Consider the following 13,851-nt stretch of genomic DNA (forward strand, 5'->3'; position numbering starts at 1 on the left):
CAGCCCGCCGTGGCTTGATCTGCGCTATCACCACAAACAGCTAACGGCAAGCCAGTGCCCAGGTATCAGTCGTAAAATAATAGGCGTGGACAGCAGCCAGCACTGCCCGAAATCGGACCGCCCAGGACCTAGTTTCCACAGATTTCGCGGTCAACCCCCGATAGCGTCATAGGCTCCAGAGGGGCCACTCATCTTTTACTCACCTCATTCAAACAAAAAGCCCCGCATGCCACGGCATGCCAAAGGCTGACGAAGCAGACAAAAATGCCTGAAACACGCGGACTTTGACAGTCAACCGCACCCTTCAAAATCCAGATCGTGAGATTCTCTTGGCCGCCGGTTCGAGTCCGGCCCGGGGCACCAATGTGGCCTTGACCTGCGGTTAAGTTCCCAAGGCCAGCGACGGCAAGGGCTTAAAATTGCCGCAACCCATCTTTTACTCATCTTATTCAGTAAATTTTTCTCAGACTTGCGCTCATCTATTTGAAGACCGCCACCTCATCTTTCTGGACAGCTGGGCCCAAAAAGTGGCCAGATTCCGAGGTTTCCTGGAGCTCGGGCTGCCCGGAGGCGTAACTGGCATAAATTGACCCTTGGATCGTCCTAATCACGCCGGTAATAGATACTTCGATGGGCAAGAACGTGCCCGCAGGACAGAAACCCAGCGATGCTGCTTCGAACCTTGAGCCCTCGTAATTCGGCCATCTTGCCGTGAACCACCGGCAAACCGAACGGCGACGGCATGCCCATTCCAGCCCGGCCTTCTTCCGGTCAGCCCGGCTCCCTGCTCTTGCCCCAACGGGAACATTAACTGGTCAGCGTGGAGGGCAGCAAGGCGGCCGGGAAATTCGCTACCATCTCGACCGGGCAGAGCCGCCGCAACGTCGCGGATTCCTCGTCCGGGGATGTACCCGAATGTGCCGCCGGACGGGAATTGGACTTATCCCCTGGCACCCGTGCCCGCCGTCGAGCCCGGCCGCCATGGCGGAATCCTTCATGGAGCGCCCCGGCGCCCGGAGCAACGACGCCGCATCTTGCCCTGGCGTGGCTGCCGCGCCGCGCACCGGTCATGGTGTGCGTTCCCGGCACAGGTTCGCTCACGCACCTGGAGGAAAACCCCGGCGCCGTCGGTGTCGAGCTGGACGGGGCCTCGTACACGGACCTTCCCGCCGCGCAACAGGGCAACGGAGCAACTATCCGACCCTCGACGGTGCGAGAATTGCCTCCATGGCGCAAACTCAATCCGGCGAGTCCGCAGAACCCCTGCCCCCGGTAACCCCGGTGGCTGCCCGTGGCGGGAGATACGCACAAGGACTGCCCGCGATCTGGGGCGACGCACTGGGCCGGTCCGCGATCCGATCAGCCCAGGCGTTGTTGGTCCTTGCCCTTGTCGCGGGCGTCATCTGGGCCCTCACACGGGTCCCCCTTGTCCTCACCCCAATCCTGCTTTCAATGATCCTTGCCGCGGCGATCAGCCCCTTGGTCCATTGGCTGAGCAGACACCGCTGGCCCCGGGCCGTGGCGGTGCTGACATCATTCGTGGCGATCCTGGCGGTCTTCGGCGGCGTGATCACCGGCATTGTCTTTCTCATCCGTTCCCAGTCAAAAGACCTGGCCGCCCAGGCCGACATCGGCATCGACCGACTCCACGGGCTGCTCGTCCAAGGCCCCTACCCCATCACCGACGCCCAAATCAGTTCCACCCGAGACGCCATACAAAAATTCATCCTCAGCGCCACCTTCGGAAACGAAGCCCTGACCGGGCTCCGCGTGGCCTCCGAGGTAGCCGTCGGGGCGATCTTGATGGCCGTCATCTTGTTCTTCCTCCTCAAGGACGGGGATAGGATCCGCAACTTCCTGTTCGATTTCCTCCCCGCAACCCAACGCACGAAGGCCCACGTCGCGGCCGATCACGGCGCCGTCGTGCTGGGCGGATACGTACGCGGCACCGCCTTGGTGGCATTGACAGACGCGCTCATCATCGGCCTGGCCCTGGCCATCATGCGCGTGCCCCTGGCGCTGCCGCTGGCCGTGTTCGTATTCATCGGCGGATTCATTCCGATCATAGGCGCCACCACCGCCGGTACCCTGGCCGTGGTCGTCGCACTGATCTTCAACGGCCCGGTCCCGGCCCTGGTGGTGCTCATCGTCCTTGTCGGCGCCAACCAGCTCGAACACCACGTCCTCCAGCCCCTGCTCATGGGCAAGGTCCTGCGCATCCACGGCCTTGCCATCCTCCTCGCCCTCGCCGCCGGAACCACCCTGGCGGGGCTGGTCGGAGCACTGCTGGCCGTACCGCTCACCGCCGTCGGCTGGTCGATCATCAAAGTCTGGACCGGGCGGGACGCCCTCGCGACAACGCCGCCTGACACGCCCGCTGCTGCCGTCGAGCCTCCCGGGGCCACTGGCCCCCCTGCCGGCAAGGCGCAGGAATAGTCCCCTCATGGACGGATGGGAGGACGCAGTGAAAACACCTGTTTCCCAGAAAACCCACCTGCGCGCAGGATGGCACCAGTGCCGTACCTGGCATTACCGGAGCGCGAGGAGCACGACTGATGCATCGGCGGGCGGCCGCAAGTCCAACCCAGTGTGTCGCTGAAAAGACTCCAGGCGATTGACAATGGTGTTCCTGTGGCAATGCAGTTCGACGGCGGCATTGACCAGACTTCCCGTGCGCAGGTATACGACGGCCATCTCCAGCAACCGTTCCCTCTCGGCGTCCGTGCACCGTCGCAGAAGCGGATGGACCAACTGGCCCGGGTCACACCCGAGCTGTGCCATCCGGTGGCGGACAATGGACTGCCACCGGTCGCCGAGAGTGAAGATCCCCGTGCACCCCATCGGGAGATCACTCATGATCTCCCGTGCGGCGAGAACTGCGGGGCGGACGTTGGCAGAGCCTGCCGACAGGAGTGCCACGGCCGCTGCCGCTCCCTCAAACAGCGACACGTCATCAAATTCCAGCTCGGGCGCCACCCCCTGTCGACGCCACTTGATGACCCGCGTGTGGTGCCCCTGGTCGTATGTGAAAACCTTGTCGTTCTTTCGCGATTTCAAGGCAAAACGTCGCTTTACCGGCAAACTGTCGTCTCGACTGCAGACCGCCACAAGGAAATCGGCCGACATGTCGACCTTCAAGGCCCCCGCGATGCGTTGAAGCACCGACTTTGAGGGGTCGACAGGGGCGAGCAACTGCGTCAAATACTGGTGTTGCAAATCTGCGTCGACCAGTTCAATATCCTCCAGCTCGGCATGCTACCGCTCCTGGACACTTGCAGCGAAGACACCGCCATGGCCGGGAGGGGCCGCTCCGACTACCATCAAATAATGAGCCGGATGTCCAGATCTCTTGCAGCGTTCGTCATCGGAATCGCCGTGCTCGCGCTGATCATGGCAGGATGCGCATCCCCGGACCCGGTTGCCACCCACCCGCCACCGTCCCCGTCCCCCGCCTCAAGCAGCCCGGCCGGCAGTCCGGCCGACAGCCCTGCGGGCAGTCCGGCGGGCAGTCCGTCCGCCGCCGGACGAACACGTCCGGGGATCGACCATGTCGTCATCATCGTCGAGGAGAACAAGCCCGCCTCAACCATCCTGAGCAATCCTGCCGCCCCGTACATCAACAAGCTCGCCACCGAAAACGCCCTGGCCACCAACTACCAGGCCATCACCCACCCGAGCCTGCCCAACTACATCGCCCTGACCAGCGGCACCACCGCCGGCATCACCGACGACTGTTCCCCCGGCGGCGCCTGCACGGCACACGTAGCGAACATCGCCGACTCAATCGAGAAATCCGGACGAACCTGGAAAATGTATGCCGAGAGCATGCCCGCCCCCTGCACGCCGGAGGACTCCGCCCCTTACGCCGTCAGACACAACCCGTTCATGTACTACCCCGCCATCACCAACAACCACACCTCATGCGCAGCCCACGACGTTCCCCTGGCACAGCTCAGCCAAGACCTGAAAACCCCTACAACCCTGCCCAACTATGTCTTCATCAGTCCCAACATCTGCAACGACATGCACGACTGCCCAGTGGCGACAGGCGACGCCTGGCTCTCCCACCTTGTGCCCGAAATCCTGGCCTCACCCGCCTTCACCACACAGAACTCCCTCCTCGTGATCACCTGGGACGAAGGCGAAGGCGACAACAACACCATCTCAACAATCTTCGCCGGCCCCGCAGCCCGCCCCCGCTACAAATCATCCCAGGCCTACAACCACTACTCCCTGCTGCACACCATCGAAAACCTGTGGGGACTGGCACCACTAACCAACAACGACAAAAACGCGCCCACCATGACCGACATGCTCAAATAACGGTTTGCCGGCGCCAGAACAGGATCATGCGAACCCGGCATGGATCCCCAAAATGTGCAAGGGTGAGGCAGGATGACGCGGTGACCTTCAATGACGAACAGCTCTTTCTGGCCCCCATCCAAAAAGAACCCGACTAACACCACGTACTTCACCGCGCACCGCTGCTCGGCGTCTCGGATGGGTGGCCAACGGCAAATCAAGGACACCGGGATCCTGCTCGAACCCCAACGCCTGCACATGGACGAGCTCTACGAAATACTCAACCTGGCCGGGCTGACGAACAGGATCAACGAGATCCAGCAACACCTCATCCACGTGGCCGCCGCCAAGACCAACTCCCAATCACCCCACGCAGCATGAGACTTACGCGAGCACAATAGATGAGGCACGCAGGAACCATTTGGCGAGCATCTTGACATGAGGCACCACGGTACGTCGAATCAATAGAGTGACTGAATCGCGACAGGACATGGGCCGCCACGACAACCAGGGCCGGTGCATCGGTGGACCTGATATTGCCATCGTCACCGTCGAATCCACGACGCCGTCATGGTGGCCACACAGGGAACTCCCCTTTTGAACCAAGAACTTCGGCAATGCACGGCATGCCACGGACTTCGTCACTGAGACCATCGGTTTCCCCGGAACTTCCATCGAGACTGCCAGCGTCCCGGCACGGCAGACGCGATCCTCCAGCTCCCGCGATCGCCATCCCGCTTGCCAGACTCCCAACTCATCTCCAATGAAGGAACCATCACCGGACACCGAAAGACTGCGACCGAAGGAAATCGCTCATAGAAGTCCGCCACATGGCGCCGACGATCATTGGTATTCTTCCCTCAAGGGAATCGAGGCCATGATATGGGCATTCTGATCCGAGACGCGGAGAGCGGATGGCGTGAGCCCGCCGGCATGGGCTACGAAAACGAAAGCACCCTACAGCAGATCCTGCACGCCCACCCAAATTTGGTGCCCGGCGTCTCCGAGCAGGCAGTGGCCTGCCGCGAATTCCAGTCCGGTCCCGATCGGGCTGACATCGTCATCCTGGACGTCCAAGGGAAGCTGACCCTTGTGGAGTGCAAGCTGGCCGCGAACCCGCAGGTTCGCCGCGAGGTGATCGGGCAAATCCTCGACTACGCATCCAGATTGTGGCGCATGGACGTGAACGAGTTCGAGCGGGTGTGGCGGCGCACGGACGGAGGCCGGGGCTCCCCGTTCGAGGAACTGGACGATCAGGACGGCCGAATTAGGACTGCGGTGAAAGAGAACCTCGCATCCGGCCGGTTCAATCTTGTCCTCGCCGTCGACGATCTGAACGACGACGTCAAGCGGATCGTTGAGTTCCTCAACGCCGTAACCGTCCCCGCAACCGGGGTAATCGTCGTCGAATTCACACATGCCCAGGATGGGGACGTCGAGATCCTCATCCCCACCGCATACGGTTCCGATCTCGTCGAGGCGAAGGCCGCAGTGCACGCCGCGAACGAGCCGGCCTGGCGGGAGGAAGACTTCCTGGCCTGGTGCGAAGCCAACGACCCGACGGCGACCCCGCTGATCCTCGAGTTTTTAGGCGCCCTGCGCGCCACCGGGTTCCAGATAGTCGGCGGCAAAGCACAAACCCCATCCCTGAACTGCTCGATCGGCTCGCCTCGCGGCGTGAAGTGGCCCGTGGCCCTCTATACATCCGCTTCCTCGAAGGAGGCGAAGGTCGAGGTGAGGTTCCCCGATTTTCGCGGGCAGCCCGAAGTGCAGGAAGCCCTCGCGCAAGGGGTGGAGGCGATCCCCGGAATCCCGATCCCCGTCGGCCTGGTCCGGCAGACCGACTTCAGGAAGCGGCCGAACATCCCCGCCCGAGACTTTACGGCCGAACAGCTGCGGGCACTGCCATCTGCGGTGGCGGCAGCAATCCGAGGCTAAGGCTTGCCCACCTTCCACGGTCGTGCGAGCCCTGCGTGCCCTGGGCGTTGCACCAGTGAGTGGAGCCTCGAAGAATGGACCCAGCCGAGACGCATGCACGCTTGTCAGGTACCGGGATCTCCGCAACACGCTATCTTCGTTGCGAGGTACGGAACACGCGTGTTGAACCTAACGGCGCGGGTGCTGCAAGCTTGCCAGGTCAGCTGAACAGATGACCGGGCCCACTGAACACCCTTCGTCCAGAAGCTGAAGGCGGCCCGAATGGGGAACGTCTGCCGGGCGGTTCGGTCCCTGAATGGAATACTGAATCGCGGTCCGGCAGTGTAAGACTTCCGGCGGTGGCCACCGCGGAAGGGGAAGGGAACCGCAGATGAACGGCTTCTTCAATTCATGTAACGGATGTTCGGACAACAACTGTAGTGCCTGAGATCCGGTCATAAGGCGTCCGACCCGAGCCGATGAAAAGTGAAACCACATAAACGATCGGCAGGATGTACGCACATGCAGTCACAATCCATGTAGAGACAGGGACAGCGCCAGTCGTGCTCGTTGCGGTGATCTCAAACACCGCCGCATGGCCAACCGTCCACGGCAAGGCTATCTTCAGGACGTTGCGAACGAGCGCACGTGACCTGGAAATACGGCGGGAGGTCCCTACGGTGACGACGACGAGCCGACGAGCGCGCTTCCCAATGGACGCTTCCCGAGCACTCGATTCCAGAACAGCCATTCCAACGGTCACTGGGACCACGACGACGAGAGTTGCAATGACATTCAGCGCCAAATCCGACAGCCAGCCAACATAACCGCCAAGGAACAAAGGCAGCCCCGCAGCGGCAGTAACCGCCACCCACCCCAGAACGAGCAACCAGTCAACGAGCCAGGCTGCCAGACGACTCCACGGGTGTCGATTCACGACAGCGAGTCTATCCGCCATTCGCACCGGCCCGCCCGTAAGACGCTCCGCCCCGTAACGCGGTCCACCACTGGACGAACCAAGTGCTGGCCTGCACTTATGTCTTGGCAGCTCGCGGATCGCCGGCAGGCTTGACCCGTCCACTGACACGTTCAATGAGCAGGCACCAAACGGCACGGTTCTCGACACAAACTGATGCGCATCCCGGCCAACCCTTTTTGACTCCGCAGACTGGCCCTTCAGAACGACCCTTTAAAACGACCGCAGGACATGCCGCCCTTGATCCATAGGCGGTCCGGATTCCTCCACCACGTCGCCGAGCATCCACACTCGCGCCAGGCACGAGAAATTTCTTGCTCCCCTGCTTTTCCGGCTGCGGCCAGGGCATCGAACGCTGAAGCTTCCTGAATGTTGCAGGCGGTTACCTTCCACGGAACCGGCGGGCTAGATCCTTTGATTTCCAGTCGAAGTCCGGGGTCAGGGCGTCATAGTATGACTGTTCCCAGCAAACCAGATCGAGAACCAGCCCGGATGTCAGGCCGGTGAGGTTGTAGTTGACAGGGCCACGAAACCACAATGCGGTGCCTGCATGGTCCGGAAACATTCGTACAGTCAGACGCAGGACGCCCCCGGGAAAGTTCATACCGCGATGGTACTTCCGCCGCCCATTCCGCTCAACGACATTAGCCGATCCGTCAGCGGGCAGTTCCAGTCACCCGTGTCTGGCAATGAGTTCCGCGCGTCCGCGATCGACTCCGATACCGTTGGACGGAGTTGAAAACAGTCAGCTTGCATCAGACGCCGAGGGAAGCCAGGCCAACCAGGCGCAAGTAGTATCAAGAATATGACGTGGACAGAACTGGGAACCGGCGTCTTTGTGAAGCGGTATGAGGCTGGCGACATCAACGTTGGGGCCGTCGTCGGGCCGCAGGGGGTGACCATAGTCGACACCCGCGGTTCGGGTGCGGAGGCGCAGGAAATCGTCGACGACGTCGCGCATCAGTTCAGGAAGCCCATCGTTGCGGCCATCAACACGCATGCGCACTACGACCACAGCTTCGGCAATTCAGTCTTCGCCGGGCTCGGAGTCCCCATCTACGGACACCACAAGATTCCCGCCCACTACGACGCCTTCGAGGCCCCGCGCCTGGCAGCGTGGCAGGCGGATCCGGCCCGCGAACCCGACAAACACTGGGACGACGTCGTGCTGGCGCCGCCCACCGCTTCCATCCACCGGCCGACGACGCTCACCCACAGCGGCCGCGACATCGTCTGCATCCCGGTTTCACCGGGACACACCGACACGGACCTTGCCGTCGTCGTGCCGGATTCGCGGGTGTGGATGCTCGGTGACGTGGTGGAGGAATCCGGACCGCCCATGTTTGGGTCCGGAAGCCGGCCGCTTGGCTGGCCGGGCGCCGTCGTCGAGCTCCTGATGCAGATCCAGCCCCGTGACGTCATTGTCCCTGGCCACGGCCGGATCGTGGGTCGGGACTTTGTTGTCCAACAGGCGTCCACCCTGCAACGAGTGGCCGATTCCATTCGCAGCTCCCATGCCGCGGGGCGCACCGTGGACGAGGCGGTGCACGCCGCAGCCCTTCCCTGGACGGATTGGATGCTGCGCTCCGCCTTCGAGCAGGGATTTTCCGAGCTTGGCGCAGCCCCGCAGGATCCCCGCTGAGGCACCGGACGCCGTCGCACCCGGTGCCTTATGTTGGGCCCAGGCGCCTTCGGCGCATCCATGGCCAGGCACGACGGCGGCTTCCGGGCTTGGCAGGCGACGCCCGGCACCGTCGAAGACTAGGCCCGCTCCGGGCGCCTCTGGGCGGCCGTCCTGCGCTGGCGCACGGCCTCCACAACCTTGGCGATCTGGGCGTCAAAGGCTTCAAGCTGCTCAGTTTCGGCAGCACTGGCAACAAAAGAGTGCCGATCACAGGCCGTGCCACCGCGCCATATCCGCTCGATCGAACGCGTTTCCGTGATGTCCTGCAAAGGGTCGCCGGAAACAAGGACCAGGTCTGCACGCAGTCCGGTTCCCACACATCCCCGGTCGCTGAGGCCGAAGACCCGTGCCGGTGCCGAAGTGGCGGCGGCCAGGGCCTGTGCCGGGTCCAGGCCGGACCGCACCAGAAGTTCCAGTTCCCTGTGCAGACTGGCGCCAAACACTGTCCCGGGGTTTGGTGCGTCGGTGCCCGCCAACAGCGTGACACCGGCTGCTGCCAGCAGCCGCACATTGGCTTCGGCCCGCGAGTAGGGCGGCAATCTGCGCCCGCCCAGCCTCGGGGCCTCCGCGGTGAGCCGGCGGACCCATTCCTCTCCAAGCCCGCCTGCCAGCCGCGGATCCGCAGCCACGGCAGCGCCGCCCGATCCGCCAAGAGTGTTCTCAACAGTGGCCAGTGTCGGCCCGACTGCGATTCCAGCGCCGGCAAGGCGTGCGACGAGGGCCTGGTCCAGTTCGGCATCGGCAGGGACGTGGGCGATGACGTCGACACCGCCAGACACCACCTCCTCGACGCCTGCGCCAGAGCTGACGTGGGCGACGACGAGCAGGCCGCGGGCATGCGCGGCGGCCACCAAGGCCCCAATCGTTGCCGCATCCAGCGAAGGCCACAGGCCTCCGGCGCCGGAGATGATCTTCAGGTAGTCCGAGCCCTCCGCAATCCGGTCGACGACAAACTGCTCGGCCTGGTGGGGGCCCGCCACGGTACGGAACGGGGCATACATTGCGGACGGATGCCCGCCGGGCGCGGTGGCACCGATGCCCGAGGAGAGCACATCGGCCGCGCCGCGTTGTGAACGTGCCTGTTCCTTCGCCCGGGCCACCTCACCGGGTTTGCTGAACATGTCCAGGACCGTAGTGACGCCGAAGGTCAGGGATTGTTCCAGGGCACCGGGAACGATGTGCACATGGGCGTCGATCAGCCCGGGGAACAGTGTTCCGCCCGCGGCATCGACCACCTCGTCGCCGTCCTGGGCAGCCGAAGCAACAGCACACTCGGTAATCCACCCGTCAACGATCCGGACCGACGTCCAACGCTGCAGCCTGGTGCCGTCAAATACCCTGGCGTTCACGATCGTTGTTGCCGCTGCCATCCTGGATTCCTCACCGTCGCCTCCCGTGTCTGGCCCATGCCTGATCTGTGCCATCCTACGATGGGGCCGCTGCGAGTTGACGAAGCTGGTCTTCAGCCACCGGGAATGACAGCAGTGAACATCTGTTGGCTGCCGCGAGCAAGCCCCGGTGTCAGTCGCTAAACACCAGCCAGCATATGTCGTTGCGGCGGGCCTGGTCCTCGAGGACCAGGACGTAAAGGCTGGCGGGGATCTGCCGGCGCTGCCAGTCACGCTCGGCAAGGCCCCGCACCTTTTCCTGGCCCGCCGGTGCCGCGGCCTGAACCGCCTTGATGGCGTAGGCGGCGGCACCGAGGTCGTGTTCGGGGACGTGGGCAACGCAGGCTGCCTGGCCCGCTGCATATGCGGCAAAACGTGCAGCGCCACGCAGGGGCCGGGCGGCGCCCATGGCATGGCCGCCCATTGCCCGGGTCGCCATCATCGCCGCCTGCCCGCGGGACCACGCCCGCGCCGCCTCGATTGCCTCGCGCGGACGGACGTCTTCGCCGTGTTCCGCCTCAAAGAACTGCAGCACATGTTCGGCGCAATCAGCCGCCCACACGGCCAAAAGCCGGTGGTCGGGTTCGCTGAGCGTCCCGCCCCGTTGAACGCTCACCAGCCGCGGGTCACGGACTGCGGGAAGAATCATGGAGCCACTTTACTCCCCGCCAACCATCTGTCCGTGGTGCCTGGATTCTCCAACGGCAGAAGATTTCCATGTCGGCACCGGGCAGGGCGGTAGTCTGAAAAATAATGCAATTCCCCACGGGAGAGGCCTTTCCATGCAACGTCAGGGTGCCAAGACGCCAACTGTCCTGCGCTATGCCGCCTTCGCTGCCACGCCTGCAAGTGGCAATCCCACCGGAATCGTCCTGGACGCCACCGGGCTCGCGGACTCGGACATGCAACGCATCGCGGCCGACGTCGGCTACGCCGAAACTGCCTTCGTCACCGAACGGGACCTCGCCGGGAATCCGCGCCATCTGCACATCCGCTCCTTCTCACCGGTGGCCGAAGTTCCGTTCTGCGGGCATGCGACGATCGCCACGGCGGTGGTGCTCGCCGAGCGTGAGGGAACCGGTGCCTTCGAATTTGAGACCCCGGCGGGCCCGGTCATGGTGGAAACCAGTACAGGCAACACCGGGATCACCGCTTCCTTCACGAGCGTCAAACCCGAGGTGGCGCCGCTTGATGGCGGAGCCGAACATGAGCTGTTGAAGCTGTTGGGACTGGCCCACGAGTTTCGAGGCACGCAAGCTGTTTCCCGTAGGAACCCTGACCGTGGACCCGGCAACCGGGTCTGCTGCCGCGTCGCTCGGCGGCTACCTGCGGGCCATCGAATCAGTAACGGCGCCCTGCGAGGTGGAGGTGCACCAGGGTTCGCACATCGGCCGGCCCAGCCTGCTCAAGGTTGAGATACCACCAACGGGAGGCATCGTCGTCAGCGGCACCGCAACCAAGATCTCCTGACCCGGCCAGTTCCCCGCCACTCGGCCGAAGGCCGCTCCATGGATTCGGCTGGGCACCGCCGGCTCGCCCAGTTTTTGGGCCACTGGTCCACCAACAGCCACAATGGGTGGCTTGTGAAGAATGGATATTTGACGCCAGTAGCAACGTGGCGCCTATTTTCGGTCCCGCCGGCAGATCATGCGGCAAGTTTGACCGGGCATCCACTTTTAGGACGAACCATTAATTGAGGCAGGCTCCCTAGGTGTTGCAACCCCGGGGTTTGTTACAGCCAGGTTTTGCGAGCAGAATTGAGGCGTGCAGCAGGACATCGCCCGGGTGACGACGGCCGACGGCACCGGCGTGGCATACGCCTCGATCGGCGTCGGCCGGCCATTGGTGTTCGTCGCGGGCTGGCTCAGCCATCTGCAGCTGGGCTGGGAGCTGCCTGAGGAGCGGGCGTTCTACGAGAGCTTGGCGCTGGGCTGCCAACTTGTGCGCTACGATCGTGCCGGATGTGGGTTGTCAGCACCGTCAACCCGGCCACCGTCCATGGCCTTCGAACTCGATCAGCTTGCCGCCGTCGTCGGGCATCTCGGTCCGGAGCCCTTCGACTTGCTCGGCACGTCAATGGTGCACTGGTCGCGGTGGCGTGGGCCGCGGCGCACCCCGAAACCGTCCGGAGGCTGGTGCTCTACGGCGGCTGGGTGTCGGGCGCGGACATGTCCCCGCCCACTGCGAAGGAACACATCCTCGGGCTGGTCGAGTCGCATTGGGGGCTCGGCTCGGACGTTCTCACCAACATCTTCGCGCCCGACGCAGATGCATCGATGCGAAAGCAATTCGGTCGCTACCAACGGGCCTGCTCGACGGCTGCCACGGCGAGGGCACTTTTGGCGATGAGCTATGAGCTCAACGTCAGTGACCTTCTCCCCCATGTGCGCTCCCCCACCCTGGTGGTGCATCGGGCCCACGACCGGGCCGCTCCTGTCGGGCAGGCAGCCAAACTTGCTGACGGCATCTCGGGGGCGCAGTTCGTTGTTCTGCCCGGAAGCTCGCATTTGCCATACGCGGGCGACACCCGTGCGCTCGTCACGACGGTCCGACGAGGGCCACGTTGAACGGATCCGCCTGCGCCTGGACCTTCATTCGCGGGCCCAGATTGCCGCATGGTACGCTGCCCACCGGAACCAGACCGAACTGTGAACTGGGGTATTTTCACGCCTGAAAGTTCTCACGTAATCGTCCACAATGGTCAGATGGACATCCAAGCAACTGATTCCGCCCCATCACCGACCGACTTTGAGCTGCACGCCGGCCGGGGCCGGTTCAACGCTTCATTCTTTCGGTTGATGGACCCGTACCTGGAGTGGACCCTCCGGCGCCACAAACGAGAAGTGTTCGCAAGCCTTCCGCACGCCGTTGTCGAGATCGGGCCCGGCGTCGGGGCCAACCTCCGCTACCTCCCGGCCGGCGGCACCCTCGTTGCCATCGAGCCGAACCGATACATGCATGGGCGGCTTCGCGCAGCAGCCCGCCAGGCCGGCGTCGGGCTCGACTTGCGCGAGCGCATGGCCGAGAAGATTGGTCTCCCCGACCACAGCGTTGACACCGTAATCTCCTCCCTCGTGCTCTGCACGCTGCAGGATCCAGCGACCGTACTCGCAGAGGTCCGGCGCATCCTGCGCCTCGGTGGCACCTTCCGTTTCATCGAACACGTCGCTGCCCGGAAAGGCACTCCCACCCGCGCTGCACAGCGGATCCTTCGCCGCCCGTGGGCCTGGACCTTCGAAGGCTGTTCCCGCGAACGGGACCTGGAGCATTCCATGCGCGCTGCCGGATTCGAGAGCGTCGTGATCGACCGCTACAGGGTCCACACACCGTTCCTCCCGTTCAACACCCACATTGCCGGCGTCGCGCGGTCATAGCACGACGGCGGCCGCCGGCCGGTGGCGGGTGGATGAGCGATGGGGGCGGCTTTTCCCGCCCATCGCTGCGGAGGAGCCCAAATCTGGGAGGTGCACATCCCAGATTTCATCAGAGGCTTGCCCGCGTCTCACGCTGCACCATCTGGGTTGTCGAGAAGCCGACCGCATTCGGGACCGGTGAAGCTGTTTGTGCAGATGTTCGCCATCGAA

General features: G+C 63.6%; 12 protein-coding genes and 1 pseudogene. 9 read left to right on the forward strand and 4 right to left on the reverse strand.

The genetic code is table 11. The features are described from left to right. Nucleotides 1–1,227: 1,227 nt before the first annotated feature. A complete protein-coding gene (locus G6N77_RS13970; protein WP_165182783.1) occupies nucleotides 1,228–2,436 on the forward strand; it encodes an AI-2E family transporter in 1,209 nt (402 codons plus the stop codon). Nucleotides 2,437–2,529: 93 nt separating this feature from the next. Here G6N77_RS13970 and G6N77_RS13975 read toward each other — a convergent pair whose 3' ends face one another. Next, the gene (locus G6N77_RS13975; protein ID WP_165182784.1) at nucleotides 2,530–3,201 is read right to left on the reverse strand and encodes a helix-turn-helix domain-containing protein; all 672 of its coding nucleotides are present in this window, start codon (nucleotides 3,199–3,201) and stop codon (nucleotides 2,530–2,532) included. A gap of 135 nt (nucleotides 3,202–3,336) precedes the next feature. Here G6N77_RS13975 and G6N77_RS13980 point away from each other — a divergent pair, with 135 nt between their 5' ends. The 3 genes from G6N77_RS13980 (at nucleotide 3,337) to G6N77_RS13990 (ending at nucleotide 6,240) form a co-directional block, all read left to right on the forward strand. After that, nucleotides 3,337–4,323 carry an alkaline phosphatase family protein gene (locus G6N77_RS13980; protein WP_165182785.1) on the forward strand — a complete coding sequence of 329 codons (987 nt, stop codon included), beginning with the start codon at nucleotides 3,337–3,339 and terminating at the stop codon, nucleotides 4,321–4,323. Nucleotides 4,324–4,500: 177 nt separating this feature from the next. Then, the gene (locus G6N77_RS13985) at nucleotides 4,501–4,683 is read left to right on the forward strand and encodes a hypothetical protein (protein WP_165182786.1); all 183 of its coding nucleotides are present in this window, start codon (nucleotides 4,501–4,503) and stop codon (nucleotides 4,681–4,683) included. Between the two features lie 501 nt (nucleotides 4,684–5,184). Then, nucleotides 5,185–6,240 (forward strand): hypothetical protein, encoded by a 1,056-nt coding sequence (locus G6N77_RS13990; protein WP_165182787.1) that lies wholly within the window; start codon nucleotides 5,185–5,187, stop codon nucleotides 6,238–6,240. A 388-nt stretch (nucleotides 6,241–6,628) separates the two neighbouring features. On the opposite strand, the gene G6N77_RS13995 is transcribed toward G6N77_RS13990, so the two are convergent. Next, on the reverse strand, nucleotides 6,629–7,156 hold the full coding sequence (locus tag G6N77_RS13995) for an RDD family protein (protein ID WP_165182788.1): 528 nt from the start codon (nucleotides 7,154–7,156) through the stop codon (nucleotides 6,629–6,631). Between the two features lie 844 nt (nucleotides 7,157–8,000). Between G6N77_RS13995 and G6N77_RS14000 the strand changes: the two genes are divergently transcribed. Beyond that, nucleotides 8,001–8,837: an MBL fold metallo-hydrolase gene (locus G6N77_RS14000; RefSeq protein ID WP_165182789.1), complete on the forward strand. Its 837-nt coding sequence runs from the start codon at nucleotides 8,001–8,003 to the stop codon at nucleotides 8,835–8,837. Between the two features lie 119 nt (nucleotides 8,838–8,956). On the opposite strand, the gene G6N77_RS14005 is transcribed toward G6N77_RS14000, so the two are convergent. After that, complete coding sequence (locus tag G6N77_RS14005) at nucleotides 8,957–10,249, reverse strand: amidohydrolase family protein (protein WP_165182790.1); 1,293 nt, start codon at nucleotides 10,247–10,249, stop codon at nucleotides 8,957–8,959. Nucleotides 10,250–10,400: 151 nt separating this feature from the next. Beyond that, a complete protein-coding gene (locus G6N77_RS14010) occupies nucleotides 10,401–10,916 on the reverse strand; it encodes a putative immunity protein (protein WP_165182791.1) in 516 nt (171 codons plus the stop codon). 133 nt (nucleotides 10,917–11,049) lie between these two features. Between G6N77_RS14010 and G6N77_RS20355 the strand changes: the two are divergent. From G6N77_RS20355 to G6N77_RS14025, 4 genes and pseudogenes are all read left to right on the forward strand, one after another. Beyond that, nucleotides 11,050–11,448 (forward strand): annotated as a pseudogene (locus G6N77_RS20355) (PhzF family phenazine biosynthesis protein); the annotation flags it as partial. Between the two features lie 100 nt (nucleotides 11,449–11,548). Continuing rightward, the gene (locus G6N77_RS20360; protein WP_306986835.1) at nucleotides 11,549–11,737 is read left to right on the forward strand and encodes a PhzF family phenazine biosynthesis protein; all 189 of its coding nucleotides are present in this window, start codon (nucleotides 11,549–11,551) and stop codon (nucleotides 11,735–11,737) included. A gap of 623 nt (nucleotides 11,738–12,360) precedes the next feature. Further along, nucleotides 12,361–12,834 (forward strand): alpha/beta fold hydrolase, encoded by a 474-nt coding sequence (locus tag G6N77_RS19945; protein WP_240902169.1) that lies wholly within the window; start codon nucleotides 12,361–12,363, stop codon nucleotides 12,832–12,834. 138 nt (nucleotides 12,835–12,972) lie between these two features. After that, nucleotides 12,973–13,641 (forward strand): class I SAM-dependent methyltransferase, encoded by a 669-nt coding sequence (locus tag G6N77_RS14025; RefSeq protein WP_165182792.1) that lies wholly within the window; start codon nucleotides 12,973–12,975, stop codon nucleotides 13,639–13,641. The last annotated feature ends 210 nt before the right edge of the window (nucleotides 13,642–13,851 follow it).

It is taken from the genome of Arthrobacter silviterrae (assembly GCF_011045165.1).
In the GTDB taxonomy this organism is placed as follows: Bacteria; Actinomycetota; Actinomycetes; order Actinomycetales; family Micrococcaceae; genus Specibacter; species Specibacter silviterrae.